At 68.8% G+C, this 17829-nt stretch carries 17 protein-coding genes; 6 read left to right on the top strand and 11 right to left on the bottom strand.

The genetic code is table 11. The features are described 5' to 3' along the window. Window positions 1–44 precede the first annotated feature (44 nt). Window positions 45–1241 (top strand): N(5)-(carboxyethyl)ornithine synthase, encoded by a 1197-nt coding sequence (locus MKD51_RS06220; RefSeq protein WP_240239375.1) that lies wholly within the window; start codon window positions 45–47, stop codon window positions 1239–1241. Window positions 1242–1285: 44 nt separating this feature from the next. On the opposite strand, the gene MKD51_RS06215 is transcribed toward MKD51_RS06220, so the two are convergent. From MKD51_RS06215 to MKD51_RS06205, 3 genes are all read right to left on the bottom strand, one after another. After that, window positions 1286–2173: a hypothetical protein gene (locus MKD51_RS06215; RefSeq protein WP_240239373.1), complete on the bottom strand. Its 888-nt coding sequence runs from the start codon at window positions 2171–2173 to the stop codon at window positions 1286–1288. Between the two features lie 125 nt (window positions 2174–2298). Beyond that, a complete protein-coding gene (locus MKD51_RS06210) occupies window positions 2299–5385 on the bottom strand; it encodes a DUF6357 family protein (protein WP_240239371.1) in 3087 nt (1028 codons plus the stop codon). 172 nt (window positions 5386–5557) lie between these two features. Then, entirely contained in the window at window positions 5558–6442 is an 885-nt protein-coding gene (locus MKD51_RS06205; RefSeq protein WP_240239369.1) for a hypothetical protein, read from the bottom strand. 3 nt (window positions 6443–6445) lie between these two features. Here MKD51_RS06205 and MKD51_RS06200 point away from each other — a divergent pair, with 3 nt between their 5' ends. Further along, on the top strand, window positions 6446–7171 hold the full coding sequence (locus MKD51_RS06200; RefSeq protein WP_240239360.1) for an ankyrin repeat domain-containing protein: 726 nt from the start codon (window positions 6446–6448) through the stop codon (window positions 7169–7171). A 53-nt stretch (window positions 7172–7224) separates the two neighbouring features. Here the strand turns inward: MKD51_RS06200 and MKD51_RS06195 are convergent, their stop codons facing one another. Both MKD51_RS06195 and MKD51_RS06190 read right to left on the bottom strand, forming a co-directional pair. Beyond that, window positions 7225–8697 carry a hypothetical protein gene (locus MKD51_RS06195; protein ID WP_240239358.1) on the bottom strand — a complete coding sequence of 491 codons (1473 nt, stop codon included), beginning with the start codon at window positions 8695–8697 and terminating at the stop codon, window positions 7225–7227. A 441-nt stretch (window positions 8698–9138) separates the two neighbouring features. Next, window positions 9139–9864, bottom strand: a complete 726-nt coding sequence (locus MKD51_RS06190; RefSeq protein ID WP_240239349.1) for a molybdopterin-binding protein — start codon at window positions 9862–9864, stop codon at window positions 9139–9141. Between the two features lie 182 nt (window positions 9865–10046). On the opposite strand from MKD51_RS06190, the gene MKD51_RS06185 reads away from it, so the two are divergent. After that, window positions 10047–10886, top strand: coding sequence for a CPBP family intramembrane glutamic endopeptidase (locus MKD51_RS06185; RefSeq protein ID WP_240239347.1), 840 nt, complete (start codon window positions 10047–10049; stop codon window positions 10884–10886). 40 nt (window positions 10887–10926) lie between these two features. Here the strand turns inward: MKD51_RS06185 and MKD51_RS06180 are convergent, their stop codons facing one another. Continuing rightward, window positions 10927–11349, bottom strand: a complete 423-nt coding sequence (locus MKD51_RS06180) for a hypothetical protein (RefSeq protein WP_240239345.1) — start codon at window positions 11347–11349, stop codon at window positions 10927–10929. Between the two features lie 82 nt (window positions 11350–11431). Between MKD51_RS06180 and MKD51_RS06175 the strand changes: the two genes are divergently transcribed. Next, entirely contained in the window at window positions 11432–12247 is an 816-nt protein-coding gene (locus tag MKD51_RS06175; RefSeq protein ID WP_240239343.1) for a suppressor of fused domain protein, read from the top strand. A 22-nt stretch (window positions 12248–12269) separates the two neighbouring features. Here MKD51_RS06175 and MKD51_RS06170 read toward each other — a convergent pair whose 3' ends face one another. Next, window positions 12270–12770 (bottom strand): DUF6357 family protein, encoded by a 501-nt coding sequence (locus tag MKD51_RS06170; protein ID WP_240239341.1) that lies wholly within the window; start codon window positions 12768–12770, stop codon window positions 12270–12272. 91 nt (window positions 12771–12861) lie between these two features. Here MKD51_RS06170 and MKD51_RS06165 point away from each other — a divergent pair, with 91 nt between their 5' ends. Together MKD51_RS06165 and MKD51_RS06160 are read left to right on the top strand one after the other, a co-directional pair. Then, window positions 12862–13425: an SMI1/KNR4 family protein gene (locus MKD51_RS06165; protein ID WP_240239339.1), complete on the top strand. Its 564-nt coding sequence runs from the start codon at window positions 12862–12864 to the stop codon at window positions 13423–13425. 47 nt (window positions 13426–13472) lie between these two features. Further along, on the top strand, window positions 13473–13937 hold the full coding sequence (locus MKD51_RS06160; protein ID WP_240239337.1) for a hypothetical protein: 465 nt from the start codon (window positions 13473–13475) through the stop codon (window positions 13935–13937). Between the two features lie 9 nt (window positions 13938–13946). On the opposite strand, the gene MKD51_RS06155 is transcribed toward MKD51_RS06160, so the two are convergent. From MKD51_RS06155 to MKD51_RS06140, 4 genes are all read right to left on the bottom strand, one after another. Further along, complete coding sequence (locus MKD51_RS06155; protein ID WP_240239336.1) at window positions 13947–14240, bottom strand: hypothetical protein; 294 nt, start codon at window positions 14238–14240, stop codon at window positions 13947–13949. A gap of 4 nt (window positions 14241–14244) precedes the next feature. Next, entirely contained in the window at window positions 14245–14703 is a 459-nt protein-coding gene (locus MKD51_RS06150) for a hypothetical protein (RefSeq protein WP_240239334.1), read from the bottom strand. A 290-nt stretch (window positions 14704–14993) separates the two neighbouring features. Further along, on the bottom strand, window positions 14994–17126 hold the full coding sequence (locus MKD51_RS06145; protein WP_240239332.1) for a PTS mannitol transporter subunit IICBA: 2133 nt from the start codon (window positions 17124–17126) through the stop codon (window positions 14994–14996). After that, on the bottom strand, window positions 17011–17829 hold the full coding sequence (locus MKD51_RS06140; protein WP_240239330.1) for a sorbitol-6-phosphate dehydrogenase subunit: 819 nt from the start codon (window positions 17827–17829) through the stop codon (window positions 17011–17013). The genes MKD51_RS06145 and MKD51_RS06140 overlap by 116 nt, the downstream gene beginning before the upstream one ends.

Here is a 17829-nt window from a genome sequence, read left to right as displayed (position 1 = left end):
TCAGGCATGGAGCTGACCCTGGTTCCCCAATGATGGGAGTACCGATGTCCGGCGCCGCTCAACCCCCCTCCGGCATCCCCACCCCGTCCTCCAGCAGCGCGCTGCTCACCCTCGGGCTGCTCGCGGACTCCTCGATGGAGAACGAGCAGCGGCTGCCGATCCACCCCCATCACCTCGACAGGATCGACCCGGACCTGCGCGCGCGGATGGTCGTCGAGCGCGGCTATGGCGCTGACTTCCAGCTCGAGCCCGGCTATCTCGAGTCGCGCGTCGGCAGAGTCGCGGATCGCTCCGAGGTGCTCGAGTCGGCTGAGGTGCTGCTGCTGCCCAAGCCGCAGGCGGCCGACGTGGCTGCGATCCCTGAGGGCCGCGTCCTGTGGGGATGGCCGCACTGCGTGCAGGACGCCGGCATGACGCAGACGGCGATCGACCGTCGGCTCACGCTCATCGCCTTCGAGGCGATGAACCACTGGAGCCGGCGCGGGGACTTCAGCCTGCACGTGTTCCACATGAACAACGAGCTCGCCGGGTACTGCTCGGTGCTCCACGCCCTGCAACTGGTCGGCTCCACCGGCATGTACGGGCCGCGGCGCAGCGCGGTCGTCATCGGATTCGGTGCGACGGCCCGTGGCGCCGTGACCGCGCTCAACGCGCAGGGCATCCACGACATCCAGGTGCTCACCCAGCGCGGCGTCGCGGCCGTCGGGTCCCCGATCCACGGCGTGCACATCTCCCAGCTGAACACCGACGAGGGCGAGATCCACCTGAGCGAGGTGCTCACGAAGGACGGCGACGTCCTGCTGCCGGAGTTCCTGGCATCGCACGACATCGTCGTCAACTGCACGCTCCAGGACGTCGCGGCGCCATTGACCTATCTGCGCACCGAGGACCTGGCAGGATTCGCCGCGGGCAGCCTGATCATCGACGTGTCGTGCGACGAGGGGATGGGCTTCGAATGGGCGAAGCCCACCGGGTTCGACGACCCGATGTTCACGGTCGGCGAAGGCGTCAACTACTACGCGGTCGACCACAGCCCCTCATATCTGTGGAACTCGGCCACCTGGGAGATCAGCGAGGCGCTGCTGCCGTTCCTTCGGACGGTCATGGAGGGGCCGGCCGCGTGGGAGCAGAGCCTCACCGTCTCCCGGGCGATCGAGATCGATGGCGGCGTGATCCGCAACCCGAGCATCCTGAGCTTCCAGGGCCGCGAGCCGGCCTATCCGCACGCGAGGACTGCCTAGGACTCCTCGCAGCTGCAGCGCCAGATGGCGAGTGCCATTCCGCATCACACCGGCGGCGGCTCGGGGAAGTCGATGCCGAGCCTCGCCTCGAGGCTCACGAGATCGGGCAGCTCCTGCAGCGCCCGAGCGCGGCCGATGACTCTCGGGTAGCTGAATGCGCCGACCTCCCAGTACGCGCCACAGCTTCGGCATCGCTGCACCTCGGCCATGAACCGCTCGCTCTCGCCGATCGTCACGGGCCGCCCGACGTGCGTCACCCAGTACGACGTGCAGACCTCGCATGCTCCCGGTCGAGGCTGTCTGACCTTCCACGCCCGCATCGCCTGCGATGCCTGCTCGCGGTATCGCGGCCCGCTGCGACCTCGGTAGAGATCGCGCGCACCGAACTCGCCGCCTCGCGGAGAGAAGAGGATGTCGTGGATGCGGATGGCGAGTGCGTCGAGGAACGCCTCCCCATGCAGCCGGTAGCCAGCGACCTCCTCCGCATCGAGCCGCATCAGCAGGGTGTTCTCCTCCTTGCTGCCGCTGCGCCGCGTGGCAAGGAGGAGGTCGACCCCGCGCCGCAGCAACGTCCACGACCCCGCTCGCGCGCTGACGACGGCCATCGGCGCATCCGCCGGCGCACCGAGCGTCGCCTCGAGATGCCGCACCCTCCCGGCCCGGCGTGCGAGCGCCTTCCCCTCGGCGTCCAGGCCGGCATACGAGGCCGCTCCCAGCCAACCGAGACGAGACGGCACCTCGTCCCACCACATCGCGTCGAGCACCGACGGGTCGACATGCGTGAAGCTCGGGGCGCCGCGGATCGCCAGCGCCCACTGGACCAGACGCGAGCAGTCCAGGCATTCGATGAAGTTGCTCATCATGTACTTCGAGTCGGCGGCGAACAGGTCGAGCAGGTCGTCGAGCGCGACGTCGCCAGCGATCTCGCGCATGCGACCTTCGGCGACCCGAGACTGCAGAGCCTTCGTCGTGGCCTGGATGTCGATGTCGTGCGGCGGCGTTCCATCGGACCGCACCAGAGCGGAGTCGCAGGTCGCGCAGGTGGCGGTCTCGACCATCAGGCGCCCTCCCCTGCGATGCTCTCGGCCGGGCCGGTGAACACCTGCATCGCCTCCGACCGCAGCCGGGGCGTGCGGATCTGGGCACGCAGCCTCGCGAGCGTGTCCTCGCTGCCGACAGCCATGCGCAGCGTGCTCAGGAGATGATCGCGAGCCCGCATCGCCTCGCGGCTCTCGTCGGCGTCGAGCGCGGCGACCCTGGCGAGCAGCGCCTCGACGCCACGATGATCGGCCAGCGGGCGGGGCCGCGATTCCGCGACGGCAGCCGCGACCAGGCAGTGCAGCTCGTCGACCTCGGCGAGCGCCCCTGCGGCCTCCCCGCCGAACAGCGTCACCAGGTCGTCGTAGCCGTAGGCCGGCGGCGCGAACGCATGCAGGCGAAAGGCATCGCCGATCCGAGCATCACGACAGGTCTCGAGGGCTGCCTCCCAGCCCTCTCGCATGGCGATGGCCGAGACCAGGCTGCGCTTCAGGCGTTGCATCTCGGCCCGGTCGCGGCCGGCGTCATAGTGGCTCCAGCCGCGAAGGAACGCAGTGGCACCGCCACGCGCGGCGTGGTACCTCGCGATCTCGCGCCAGCCGAGGTGCGGCCACGGGTCCGGAATCTGCGCGGCGACACGCTCTGCCGCCACGACGTCGTCGGCCAGCAGGCTCGCCTCGACGAGCCGCAGCCGCAGAGCCCTGACGACGAGGTCTCGATCCGTCGGCGCACGATCCATCCGCGCGGCCGCCTCGATCAGCCGCTCGCCATCGTCTCGAGTCAGGATTCCGCGGGTCACGAGATCGAGCAGCACGCGCGGCAGTCCGGTGTGCGCCATCGTGCGACGCCCATGACGGGTCGACGATGGCACGTACGGCCCGATCGGCGCGGCGACCGGGCCGGCCTCCGGCAACGCAGCCATGAGGCGATCGATGAGCGGCCGCAGATCTGCGGGCAGCGGGTATGGCGGCGACGCGACAGCGCGAAGGTCGGCCTCCGACCACGGGAAGGTCAGCGCCCGAACCGCGATCTCGATCAGACCCGACGTCTCAGGAGCGACGGGATGCTGCTGCGCGACCGGGGCTTCGAGCGCAAGGTCGGTGCGCGGGTCGGTGCGCACCCACACCTCGCCATCGGCGGCTCCCGGAGGGGTGTCGACGAGGTCGAGGCCGAGCTTCGCGATGGCGCGCAGCAGCTCATCGCGCGTCTCACCCGCCTCCTCGAGCGAGCAGCTGTCGAAGAGCACGTAGTGCACATCCCAGGCATCGTGATAGCCGGTCGTGGCCCACGCCAGACGGAGGACCTCGATGGCCCACGGGTCGAAGGACGCAGCAGTCAGCGCCTCGTCCACGGCCTGTGCTCGCTCGTGGTCGGCGGCGGCCGCGAATCCGCTCGCGATGGCGGCGTCGCTCCACCACTCGGTCACCCCAGAGACCGCGTCCGGAGAGAACGACTCGATCTCGAGGAAGGGCTCGAGCAGACGCTCGACGCCGGTGTCTGCGATGCCTCGCTGCTCCTCCTGCAGACGTGACACCACCCCATCCGCCATCGCGCATGGGCCAGCGAACGTGAAGATGCCGGTCGCGGGCGCGTCGCCAGCGAGCGCGAGCAGATCTGCCGGCACGCCCTCACGCAGCGCAGCCTGCGCACGGGCGTCGGATGCGGCGAGCGGGCTCGTGCGGTCGTTCGTCACGAGCAGGCCGCGGCCGTCGACGGCGAACCATGCGTCGACGCTGGAGCCGTCATCGGCGGCGTAGCCGTAGTGCGTGATGCCAGCTGTCGTCACTGGCTCGCTGCCGTCGATGCGGGTCAGGACGGCCAGCCGTCGACGCAGCTCGCGCGGATGCGTGCGCCGCAGCGTCGACTCATCCATCTCAAGCCGGAGCCGTGCGCCGAGCACCGCGGCCATATCGTCGAGCCACGGGCCGTGTCGGTCGAGAGCCGCGAAGCCGCCGCTGACGAACGTGCTCACCTGGGCCGTGTACTCGCCGAAGTCGCTGACGACGCGGTATCCATCCCGCCGTTCCGGCTCCATCTCGATCCGCACCGTGGTGTCGGCTGTGAGCAAGAGGCCGAGCATCTCGCTCCGCACCTCGTCCTCGATGGTGAACGACGTGTTGTCGTCGGAGCGCCGGTCGACGACGAAGTTCCAGAACGCCTCGTGCGCAGCGAGCTCGTCTCCCGGAGCCCACTGCTGCTCGTCGTCGGACTCATCGCCAAATGTCAGCGGACGACTGAGCGTGCCCTGTGCCGGGCCGGAGCCTGCAGGCACGAGCGGCAGCGTTGCCGTGCGACAGACGACACGGAACGTGCCCTCGGATGCGCCGAAGAACGAGCCGATGCTGTGATCCCTGACGAGCAGGCCGATGCCCAGCCGATCCGGCGGACCGAACGTGACCACCTCGGCGAAGTCGCGCCACTGCCCTCTCGAGTTGCCGCTGCAGACCCATGCGGTGCGCGGCGCACGCGCGAGGAACGGCTCGATCACCCTCGCGAGCAGTGCCGCGAGCGGCAGGTGGGCCCCGACCTCGACGGTCGTCGTACGCTCACCCTGATCGCCGGGGTGCGCGTCCCGGCGCCAGATCTCGACCTCGATCTGCTCGTCTGCCGCGTCTGCTTCGTCATCATCGGCGGGCGGTGTCCAGCTCAGGTCGAGCTCACGCAGGACGTACGGCCCAGCGACGCGGTCGGTCAGGCAGTAGGCGGCATAGACCTCGGCCGCCTCATCTGCGGTGAAGACCTCGTTCCGCCGCACGTTGATGCTGTAACGGCCGTCAGCCCATCGGATCTCCTCGGTCAGCGCAGCGGCGTCGTCTCCTGTCTTGCCGATCGCGTACTGGTGCGCAGTGCCGTCCGTGTCGACGAACCGCACCTCGACGCTCATCGCCTCCGCCGACCCGGCGGACTGCATGTACTCGTCAGCCGATGGGATGCCCTGCTCGAGATCGACGCCCACCGGTGCACGCCACACGCTGTACGACCAGAGTGACGATCCGTCCATCCGATGCAGCATCGCCATGATCTGGTCATTGCGAGGGCGCACGTTCTCGTCGATCGGGCGCCTGGTCGAGCCGTTCATCATCTCGACATGCGTGATGCGTGTCATCGCAGGGTCCGATGAGACGGGCGCGGTGTGAGCTGCACGCGTCTCAGTATCGTCGGTCGCGCCGGGAGCCCGCCGAGTGGACGGCGTCAGGCGTCGCGGCTGTGCTCGAACGCAGGCTGGGCGCCCGCGGATCGCCACGGTATTGCGCCCTCCAATGCGTCGTCGCCGAACCTCAGAGGAGCTCGGCGTCGATGCCCTTCGTGCGCAGCGTGTCCAACGTGGCTTCGTCGACGCCGATCAGCGTCATCGAGCGGAGCTTGGGCAAGAGGTCGACGTCGGCGAAGTCTGCCACGTCGAAGACATCGTCCTCGCCGTCCCACAGCGGCGCGATCTGCATGTAGATCTCGTTGCCGCCGTCCTGCTCGAGCTCGGTGATCTCAGTGAGGAGGGCCCGCGGAACCGGAAGCGCCGCGAAGTGCGCAAGCACCTCAGGGATCGGCGCGTGCCCCTCCGCATCGACGTCGAACTCGCGGTCGGAGTGTTCGGCGACGAAGTCGTGGAGGGAGAACGCCGGCGTGAGCAGCTCGGTCTCGTACATGAGGCTCTGCAGGACGAGGAGCTTGAAGTTGAGGTCGGCGAACTCGGCCGCCTCGACGACAGGGCCCGGCTCCGGCTTCGCCTTTGGCTTCGCAGCGGCAGGCTTCTGCTTCGCCGCTTGACGGGGAACCTTCTGCTCGACGGTGATCTCCTTCACGTGCTGGTCTGGGCCGGGCTCAGTGCGGCGCGCGAGGATGTATCCGTTGCCGAAATCGCGATTGGGATACGTGGGCCCCGTCGATCCGAACTCGGCGTCGAAGGGGCGGCCTTCGATCCGAACCTGGTGAGCGCCATCCTCCACCAGGAACTTCACACTGAGTGCGTGGACGCCGTCGTTGTGCTTTGCCGTCACCCTCGACTCGAACCAGGCCCAGAACCCCTCCGTCTTGCTCCTGTCGTACTTCTCGACCTCTTCGTCGAACAGCGCATCGAGTTCAGTGAGCAGGATCGGGTAGGTGTAGAGCCTGCCGTTGATCTCGATCCCATCGAGCCTGATATCCACGCTCAGCGTCGTCTTCACGTCGTGCCCACCTGCCTGCATCAGCCTCTTCGGATGCACCGACAATACGATGGCCATCGGCCGCCTTCCTGGGCGCCCCACACGGGATGGATCTGGACGGAGCACAGCGTGCAGGCGATATTCACCGAGATCGTGGCTGACGACGTCGACACCGTCCGGGCTCGGCTGGCAAAGGACCCTGGTTCAGTCTCGCTCGTGGCGTCGGGGACACCGAAGAAGTACGCAGGGCGGTCGCCGCTGATGGTCGCCCTGATCACTGGCAAGTTCGAAATCGCCGAGTTGCTGCTCGACCACGGCGCCGACGTCGACTTCTTCGACGGCACCAACCAGCCGCCGTATGCGAGGCCGGTGCTCCATGACGCGATCACTGCCGCCACACTGCGTGCACGGCCGAAGCGCGCCGACATGCGCGGCCCCGGCGACAGCACCGAGACCTCGTTCGCGATCCTGGGCCGCATGCTCGAGTCGGGCGCGAACATCGACGCCGTCTCCTCCAATGGCAACTCATCGCTGCACCGCGCCGCGATGGACGCCGCGCAGGTGCTGCCCTCGAAGATGCCTGCCGAGCAGCTCGACGAGGTGTTCACCCGCAATCTCGAGCGCATCTTCGATCTGCTCTTCACACACGGCGCCGATCAGCATCGGATCGAGCCCGTGCTCGAAACGTCGGTTGCCTGGCATTACAGGAACCACCTCGTCGGAGGCTTTCTGCGGATCGAAGCCGCGTAGCGCCGGTCAGCTGACCTCGAACCGGTACGCCGCCCCTGAGGAAAGCACTCCGCTCACCGCGGTGACGACAACTGGCGCCACTCGTCCATGTGATCCCGACCGAACATCCATGGTCGAACGGCGAGGCCATCAGGCACCTCGTCGGCGATGCTGACGACGATGCACGCGATCCTGCCGCGGGCGTCCGCGCGAACGTGCACCCAGCCCTGCTCGAAGGCCCAGAGGTCGTCGTGCTTCCCGTACTCGGCGGGTGCCCCGAACGGGATGTCCTTGCGCCTCGGGTCGGCCGGGAGCCCGTCGATGAAGCCCACGAAGCGCTCGCCGCTGGCGTCGAGCTCGACGGCGGCGACGACGTCACCTCGCATCCGCAGCCGCACGCCGCGAAGCCCCCGCACGTGCGCGACGAGCGGATTCGAGGACGCACGGCCCAAGATGTCGAGGAACAACGTGAAGTCCCCGGATCGCCACCGGTGGATGCCGTGCGAGATGCTGACGCCGCTGAGGACAGCCGTGATCTGCGTCGGGGCCTCCCCCTGCGGCCCGACCCCGTAGCCGATCAGCAGGTCTCGGTGACCGAAGCGGTGCAGGTCGGTGCCGCCGCTCGAGTCGACGGGAGCGCCGAGCGCGCGGTGCAGGTCAGCTCTCGTCGCCGGCCACGGAACGCCCGGCACCAGCTCGGCCGCGTGCCGGTAGCTCGGCTCGGTCGTGCCAGGGCTCAGCCCGAGGCGCACGCTCAGCACCCGGTCGTCCTGCACCTGCATCTCGACGCCGTCAGTGAAGACGAGCACGCGGCGGCCGAAGCTCGATGAGGCCATCCATCGCTGGCTGCGCTCGCCCGCGAGCTGCGCGGCAGCCTGGAATCGGCGTCCCTGCTCCGGCTCGCCGAGCGCTGCGAGGAACACTCCGATCGGTCCACCGGGTGGGGGCGGCGTGCGCACGCGCTCGAGTGAGACCTCGACGAGCCCGTCGCCCACGAACCCGAGGCGAATCCGCTCCCCTTCGATGGCGAACACGTCACCGGATGCGTCCACAGGGGCTCCTAGGATGACTCGCGCCTGCTTGCGATCGCTGCCCGCAGTGAGGCCCGCGATCAGCGCTGCCGGGCGCGGATACGCGCCGTCACCGACAAGCCGGAACGCGATGCTGCGCACACCATCGGCGTCGGTCGTCTCGCGCGCCGTGCCTCCGGCGAGGCCGCGCGAGAGCTCTGCTCGCTCGCCGTCGAGCGGCTCACCGAGCGCGTCGACATGCCACCAGAGCTCGCCCGCGAGCTTCGGAGGCAGCATCCGAGCTCTGCGCGGGAACCACTGCTCCGGACGGAACCGGGCTCCACCCGGATGGAACAGGAGCAGGTCGTCGTGCTCGCCCCGCCAGCACTCACCGAGGAAGGAACCGGTCATCCACCCTGCGGCGAGGGTCGAGAGGTACTGCTCGTCCGTCAGCGCGAACAGCGCGTCTGCGGAGCCGTGGCCGACCTGCTGGTCGACACCGACCCAGGCGCGCCCCGTCGACAGCTCAATGCCCATGCTCGGACTCTCGGCGACCTGCACGAAGCGTCGCGGGTCAGGACGGTCACGATCCTTCTGCCTTGCCATGCGGCTCCCCCTGATGCGCTCGATCGATGATCGGCGATGCGGGCGTCCACCTGAGCCACGACACGCTCGCTGCGCGCAGCGAGTGCCGTGAGCGGACCGTCAGCGCGGCCGCGCGCTGCAGGTGACCGCGGATCCGTGATCGGTCACGCGATCATTCTCCGGCAGCGCGAACACCAGCCTGCCGCAGCAGGAGACGACGAAGCTCCCTGCGGCCGGGCAGCGATGCACCTCCCCCGACCGTCTCGCGTGATCCGCCTGCCGAGTGCTCGCGCTCATCGAACCGCGTCCTTCCCGCCGTACCCTCGACGACGCTCCACATGCGAGACGTCACGAGCGCTGGAATCGTCACAGATCGGGCATGGCGATCCCAGGTCAGGCGAGCGAGCGGCGCAGCTCCTCCAGCTGCGCCACTGCAGCATCGATCGCCGCCGGATCGGTGCCGCGGACGACGATGTTCGTGCCGTAGAGGTGCCCGTCTGCGAACGGGTAGGAGCCGAGGCTGAGGCCAGGGTGCTGCCCAGCGAGCTCGCGCAACGGGGAGGCGATGCGCCCCTCGCCGACCTCGAAGCGCACTTCGCGCGAGACCACCGGCGCGCCCGCGCTGAGGCTGGGCAGCAGGGCATCGAGCATCGCGACGAAGATGCTCGGCACGCCTGCCATGACGTGCACGTTGCCGATGCTGAAGCCGGGGACGCCGCTGATGCCGTTGGCGATGAGCGTCGCGCCGTCGGGGATGCGCGCCATGCGCAGGTGGTCGTCCGTCAGCCTGCGGGCGTCTCCGACCGCGGCGGCGACCATGGCGCGGGCGTCTTCGCGCACGGCGATGCCGACGTCGAAGGCCGCCGCAACCGCATCCGCCGTGATGTCGTCGTGGGTCGGCCCGATGCCGCCGGAGGTGAACACGTGGTCGACGGCGCCGCGCAGCGCATGCAGCCCCTCCACGATCGCGCGGTGGTCGTCCGGCACGACGCGGATCTCGACCAAGTCGATGCCGACCTGCACGAGCCGGCCCGCCAGATGGTAGGCGTTGGCCTCGCGCGTGCGGCCGGAGAGGATCTCGTCGCCGATCACGAGGATGGCTGCCGTCGGGTTCGTCATGCACCCAGGATGCCGGAGGCGCGGCGGTTCAGGCGACCCGCGGATGCGGTGCACGGTGCGTCCGGCTCACTCGCGGGAGTGAGGCACGACGGCACCGCAGCGTGACGCGGGCACGGGCAGGGCCTCCGTACGGTCGCCGACGAGCGCGGAGCTGGTCCGTGCCGCAGCGTAAGGATCCGGACATGTCTCTGCTCAAGCAGCTCCTCCAGCTCGCCGTGGTCGTGGGCGTCGCCGTCCTCGGCGGCAGCCTCACGGCCGCAGTCGCCGACTCCTGGCTCCTCACTCTGGTGGTCGGCATCGCCTCGGCGACCGCGACGCTCACCGCCTGCGTGCTGATCGTGCGGGCCACTGAGCGACGGCCGGTCACCGAGCTGGCACGGGAGGGAGCCGGTCGGGGGCTCGCGCGCGGCGCGCTGCTGGGCACGGCGATGTTCACCTCGGTCGTCGCGGTCATCGCGCTGCTCGGCGGATACCACGTCGAGGGCTGGGGATCGGCGACCGCGGCGCTCGGGGTCATGGGCGCCATGATCAACGTCGCCGTCGTCGAGGAGCTCGTCATGCGGGGCCTCCTGCTGCGCATGATCGAGCAGCGCGCGGGCACGTGGGTGGCGCTGGTGGTCACTGCGGTCGGCTTCGGTGCCCTGCACCTGCTCAACCCCGACGCCACCCTGTGGGGCGCAGTCGCGATCACGCTGGAGGCGGGCGGGCTGCTCGGCGCCGCCTACGTGTTCACGCGCAGCCTGTGGTTCGCGATCGGCCTGCATGCCGCCTGGAACATCGCCCAGTCGGCGATCTTCAGCACGGCGACCTCCGGCAACGGCACGCCGCTGGCGCTGCTCGACGCCACGACCTCCGGCCCGGTGCTGCTGTCGGGCGGGGCGTTCGGCCCCGAGGCGAGCGCGGCGGCTGTCCTCGCAGGCCTGTCGGTGACGATCGTGCTGCTGATCGCCGCACACCGCCGCGGCCACTGGGTGCCGATGCCACGACGCGCCGCGCGCACGGCAGCGACTGCAGCACGGTGATCCAGGGATCCCGATGCCTGCGCGCTCGCGAGGACGCCTGTCAGCGCTGCTTCGCGCGCATCCTCGCCCCGTGCTGCCGTTCCACGTCGGCCTGCTGCTCGGCAACGGTGGTCACCGTCGCGGGATCGACGGGCTCGAAGGTGTCGACGAGCCCTTCCACCTGTCCGTCCGTCTGCCGGTAGGCCCGCTGCCCGCCGCCCTGGTCGCGCGCCATGCCGCTCGGCCAGACGCCCAGCTGCGCACCGGCGACGCCGATGCGCCACCCGTGCGGCTCCAGCTGCTCGCGCAGGAGGCAGAGCGCCTCGAACGCGTCATCGGCGAGCGCCTCGACGGTGTCGAGCTCGGCGCATTCGATCGATACCGTCCAGCGGTAGTCGGAGGTCAGCTGCCATGCGATGGAGCCTGCATGCACCTCACCATCGTTGCTCAGCTGCACGGCCTGCGGGCTCTGGAGAATGCGCACGCTCTCGACTCTACGACGCACCGCGGCGCGACCTCACGGCATCCACCCATGTTCACGCTCCCCCATCCTGTTGACTCACGGGATGGACGACAGCACAGCGTTCCCCGCCCACGTCTTCGACGCGCTGGGGGCCGACCCGCTCATGCACGCCGAGCCGATCGGCGGCACGATCCGGGTGGTGGAGAAGCGGCCGTCCGATGGCCCGATCGTGATGATGACCATTGGCGCCTCGCTGCTGCCGACCGATTCCGGCGAGCGCGTCGAGCTCGCGGTCGAGACGATCGAGGGCCAGCACGGTGCGGCGATCATCGCGATGAAGATCGTCTGCGACGACATGGCAGCAAACCGTCGTGTGCCTCCGGTCGCTGCGCCGTGGCGCAACAGCGAACCCTTCCTCACGGGCACTCGCATCTCGGCGATCATGGTCACGCCGTCGCGCTGGGGCGACTCGTTCGATGAGGTGCGGTCAGCGGAGGGCGCGGTCGTCGGACATGTGCGGATGCTGCGCCTGCTCACGGATGCGGAGGCGTCGTTCGCGCGGGTCAACGGCTGGGAGGCGCTCGTGGCTGCGGCCGGCTCGGTCGACGCGCTGCTCGACGTCACGAGGGCCGATGCCGTCGCCGGAGCCGGACTGCCCGGCGATGCACCCGTCTTCCTCTCGAAGATGCACGCCGATCACCCGCCTCGCTGGGTCACGTTCACCGGCAATGACCTCGAGTCGTTCACGGGGCTGGAGTCCGACGAGTACATGGAGGATGCAGCCAATCGCGAGATCTGGTCGTACTCCTCGTTCAGCGCGCGCTACCCGTGGGTCGAAGGGTTCGTCAACGCGGCCAGACCGGGGCAGACCGCGCTGTTCACCGACCGGTCGGGCGCATACGCGCTCGAGGACGACTAGCGCCAGTCTGCTATCGCATGCCTCATCGGGCCAGCCATCTCGGTGTGCCCATCAGCGGTTCCGCTCGGTCCCGCTGCGCGTCGTATGCGCGCGCCAGTCCCCAGTGCGAGGCCGCGTGCGCGGACTGCGCGGAGGCGAGAAATCTCCCCTGCTCGAGCAGCTCGACGTTCGCGCCATGGGCGATGAGATGGAGCGCGTTCCACCTGGTGCGCTCGAACAATGTGTCGACCTCGCCCTGCGAGCCGAGCAGGATGCGCTCGAGCAGTGTGGCCGCCGCATGCGCGTCGATCGGGTCGCGGATCCCTGCCGCTTCGCACAGTGGCAGGAGCGCGGCATGCAGCAGCACATGTCGGGGCAAGCTGCCGCGCATCGCGGCGACGTCGTGTTCGCGGACGGGGAAGGTGAATGTGCGCGGGTCGTGCAGGGCGTCGGCACCGCCGGCGACCTCCAGCAGAAGATCGCCGCCGTCGTCCCGGACCACGCGAGGAAGCCACCCCTGCAGAGCGAACACGACCTCACGCATGTCGCAGCCTCGGCTTCGCCATCGCGTCAGTCTCGCAGGTGGGCAGGGTGTGCGTCCGCGACTCGCAGGGAACGGCCCCTAGTCTCGAGCCGTGGACATCGACACCGCATGGGACATCATCGAGCGCGTGCTGCATGACCGGTTGCCGGAGGTCGCCAGCACCCTCCGCGGGCCCGTCAGCGACGATGACCTCGAGCGTCTCGCCGGCACCGTGGGGCAACAGTTGCCCGCGGATTTCGTGGCGAGCCTGCGCCGTCACGACGGCCAGGACAATCCGACCGCCCTGCTCGACCTGTTCGACCACTTCACGCTGCTGAGCGCCCCGGCGATGATCGAGACCTCCGACATGCGCGTGAGCGCGCTCGGCGACGATGTCGACGATGTCATCGGCTGGATGCTGCCGGAGCGGGTCCGACCGATCATGAACTGCCGCGGATGGGTGCAGTTCACTGCCGCGGAGAGCCAGGGCTACGCGCTCGACCTCGATCCGCTCCCGGCGGGCGAGCGGGGCCAGGTCATCTTCCTGCCGGTCGACGGACCCACCCCGGCTCCCGAGTTCCCCTCCTACGGAGCGTGGTTGTCCTCGCTGGCGGAGAAGCTCGATGCGGGCGCGTTCACCATCGACGACACGCTGGGCCTCTGGCTCGACGCCTGAGCGCGCGGCCCCGGCGCACCGTCAGGAGCGCCGGATACGTTGCTGCGATGAACACTGATCCCTCGGACCAGGCAGATCCCACCCGCGGCGCATTGGAGCCGAGCCCGGAGGCGGTGGCCGAGATCGACCGGCTCGACCAGGTCTGCCGCGCCCGGCCGGGCGAGATCGAGCCCCAGATCGAGCTGTGGCGGGCGGTGACCGCCCTGGAGTTCTGGGTCGGCATCAACCGAGGCACGCCGGAGGCGCCTCGCCCCTACATGCTGGCGGCCGAGGCAGGCCCGATGCTCTGCGTCTTCAGCAGCGCGACCCGCGCGAAGGAGGCCGCCGAGGCCAACGGCCTCATCGCTCCCGGCGAGCCGGTCGCGCTGTTCATCGTGCCGTTGCCTGCGGCGCTGGACTGGGCGATGTCGTTCGGCGAACACGGCGTCGTCGCGGTGACCATCGACTACCCGCGTCTCGGCTCCTGGTGCCCGCTGCCGAACCTCGCGAAGCTGCGGCCGGGCAGCGGGTAGGCAGCGCGGCTAGCGGCGATCGTTCCTCGCGCTGTGGAGCGTGGTGCGCAGCGCGTCGACCGCCGAGGCCATCGTCGCGGTGCCGACGTCGTGGAAGGAGCCCATGCCGCCGGTGTAGAGCCCCAGGGCCTGCCGGGCGCTCTGCTGCAGCGATTCGGCGTCTGCGACGTCTTCGAAGAGCCCGCCCAGCCAGTCGGCGGATGAGGCTCGCCGTGCGTCTCCGTCCGCCGCGCAAGCGGCGCGCAGCTGCGCGATCGCGCGCCGCACGTCGTCAAGCTGCGCCTGCCACCGAGCCGTCGTCATCCCGTCACCACCAAGAGCGCGCAGACGTCCGCAACCGCGCCACCGCGTCACGAAGCCTCCCACTGTCCTTGGGGCGCCCCACGGTGCGTCCGCCGCTCCCCCGATAGGCCCGAACTGCACGATCGAACACTTCGGCGGGAAGCTGCAGCGGAGTCGCGGCCAGATCTTCCTGTGCCAATCTGCCGGCGATCTCAGCCTGCGCGGTCCGCATCCCGCCGCGCTCTCGCACCGCGCGACGCATCCGGTCGCCATCCGCTGTCAGGCGCAGACACCAGTCCGAGTCGACCTCGGCGAGGCCCGACCCGATCAGGATCGACCATGCCGTCTCCATGCGCTCCCGATCAGGGACATCCGCCTGCAGCATGTCCCAGCCGGACACCAGGGATCGAAGCCCCTTCGGGCGTCCGGGGGCCTGCAGCAGCGTCAGCACCGTGGCTGCATCGCCGATGTCGCGACGGTTCATGCTCACCACGCTAACGGTGTTCCCGGGAGAGCCAGACCTCGTCGGACCGCCAACCTGAATCTCGGGGTCACACCGACCGGGCCGGCGAACTGCGCGGGTTCCGGCTGCTCCTTCCGAGGCAAGGACGGCAAGGGACCCGGATGGTGGCTCCGCAACTCACCGAGCAACCCATGCCAGGGAGCAAGCATCTGGTGCACTCCGCCCGACAGGAGGCTGGAGCATCGGCGCTGTCGCAATGCACCGAGGCTGCGGAGATCGGATCGAAGCAGTGACGCCTCGACAGGAATCCACTACTCGAGTAGCAGCGAGATCACCTCGTCGACAGTCGTCGCCGCACGCAGTCGCTCGACGGACGCATCGTCGGTGAGTCGTTCGGCGATCGCACTGAGGATCGGCAGGTGCTCCCCTTCGCGGCCCGCTATGCCGAAGAGCACGAAGACGGTCTCTCCGTCGAAGTCGACACCTGCAGGCACCTGCACGACCGACACTCCCGAGCGCATGATCTCCGACTCAGAGCCGCTCATGCCGTGAGGAATCGCAACATGGTTCCCGACGTACACCGACATCTGACGATCGCGCTCATGCATCGATGTGATGTAACGCTCGGTGACATATCCCTCGCGCACGAGGATCGACCCTGTGGCTTCGATCGCCTCCGACTTCGTCGCGTACGCAGCGCCGAGGGTGACGTTCGCGCGGGCGAGTACGCCACTGGCACGCAGCCCCTGTTCCGGCTCCAGCAGGCCCACCATGGCGGGCTCGGCTGCCCTGGGGTTTGCGTGTGCAATGGGCGCATCGGCGGCGACGGAGGTCTGCTCAAGCAGCGCAACGATCTCGTCGTACTGCTCGCTCTGCATGAAGTTCGTGATCGTCAAGAAGCGCCTCTTGCCATCATCGTGCAGCTGTCGCGCGCGCCCTACTAGCTGGGTATGGGTCACGACGAGGTCGGCGTCGACCGGAATCTCTTCGATCTTGGCGTTGGTGACTTCGACATCCAGCATGCGCTTGCGCACCTTCGACTTCAAGATCGACGCACCCATAGCGCTTGACCCCATGCCGGCATCACACGCGACCACGACCTTGCGGATCGGTCCCGGCGTCCTGTGCTCGAGCGCGGCCGCGTTGTGACGAGCGCGCTCCTCGTCGGTGCCGTCTTCGAGTTCGGCGGTGTCCTCATGACTCTTCCGCTCTCCACGCAGCAGTGCCCAACCGATGACGAAGGACACAGCCATGCCGCCGAAGAAGCCGACGAGGTTGCCAAGGATCGCACCTGCGGGCGACAGCGCCATCATGGCGAAGAAGCTGCCGGGCGACGGCGTCGCAACGGTGCCGCCGCCGAGCAGCTGCAGCAGAAACAGCGACGTCGCCATGCCGCCCATCGTCGCGAACACCAGCTTCGGCTTCATCAGCACGAACGGGAAGTAGACCTCTCCGATGCCGCCGACACCTGCGATGAGCGCTGCCATCGGTGCAGTGCGCTTCGCCATCCCGACGCCGAACAGGCTGATCGCAAGCAGCGTTCCGACCGACGGTCCGGGGTTGGCATCGACAAGGAACAAGATCGAACGGCCTTGCTCGGCGACCTGCTCGATGCCAAGCGGGCCCATGATCCCGTGGTTGATGGCGTTGTTGAGGAACAACACCTGCGCCGGCGCCACGAGGATCGCCACGAGCGGGAGCAGTCCGAGCTCGAGAACCCAGTTCACGCCCGCCGACAGCGCCGTCAACACAACACCGAACACGGGACCGATGCCGAGGTAGCCTGCGACGGCGAGCAGCAGACCGAGGATGCCCATCGAGAAGTTGCTGATGAGCATCTCGAAGCCGGGCTTCACCTTGCCGTCGAACAGGCGGTCGACCTGTTTCATGAGCCACGCGGCGAGCGGCCCCATGACCATGGCGCCGATGAGCATCGTCACGTCGGCACCGACCACGACGCCCATGGTTGCGAGAACGCCGATCGCCCCGCCGCGGGCCCCATGCACCATGCTGCCACCCGTGAAGCCGATGAGCATCGGCAGTGCGTAGGTCATGATCGGACTGACGAGCTCAGCCAGATTCTCGTTCGGGAACCATCCCGTCGGGATGAACAACGCCGTGAGCAGACCCCATGCCACGAAGGCACCGAGGTTTGGCATCACCATGCCGCTGAGGAAGTTGCCGAACCGCTGGATGCGCACGAGCACATGCGAACGGCGCGGTGAACGCGCGTCGGAACCGAGGGCGTCGGTGGCGGTGGCGGTGGCGGTGGGAGCCTGCTTCATTGCATCGTCCATGTGCTGTCTCTCGTCGAGGCGATCTATCGCGTCAACGCGACTTGCCGCCGGTGATGTTGATGGTGGTGCCAGTGATGTAGCTGGAGTGATCGGAGACGAGATAGCCGACGAGGTCGGCGACCTCGTGGTGCTCCCCGACGCGGCCAAGTGGGATCGTGCGCGCATAGGTGGCATCGATCGCTTCGAGCTCGTCGACGTTCATGCCACGCGTGTAGGCGAGCGCACGATAGTTCTCGTCGTTGTTCATGTTGGTGCGCTTGTTGATGCCGGGAGCAATGCCTACGACACGGATGCCCTGGGGGCCGAGCTCCTTGGCCCATGAGCGTGTGAAGCCGTTGAGCGCTGCCTTGGTTGCGGCGTAGATGCTCTGCCCTTTCGAGCCCTCGACGCCAGCCTCCGAGGAGATGTTGACGATGACGCCGCCGCCCGCCTCGGCCATGCGCCGGGCGACCGCCTGCGCACACAGGAACGGCCCCTTCTGGTTGACGGCCGTGATGAAGTCGAAATCCGCCTCGGTAGCCTCATAGCCGGGCTGTTCGCCTCGCACGTCGATGAGAAGACGGGGACGATTGACGCCCGCGTTATTGACGAGTGCATCGATGCGGCCAAAGGTCGCGATCGTCTCCCCCACCATACGCTCGACGCTCGCTGCATCCGTGGTGTCGCAGGCGATGGCAGACACGGCCAGATCCTTGGTCACCTGTTCGGGCCGCACGTCGGCCACCACAACGGTCGCGCCGTTGCGCGTGAGCGATCTCGCGATCTCCGCTCCGATCCCGGAGGCTCCGCCCGTGACGATGACGACCTTGTCGGCAAGATCGATCCAGCCGTTGCTCGCGGTGATGGTCAT

Origin of the sequence: Agrococcus sp. ARC_14 (genome assembly GCF_022436485.1) — a bacterium.
Lineage (GTDB): Bacteria > Actinomycetota > Actinomycetes > Actinomycetales > Microbacteriaceae > Agrococcus.
Note: the sequence above shows the minus strand (reverse complement) of the source record. Positions and strands in the feature narration are given on the sequence as shown.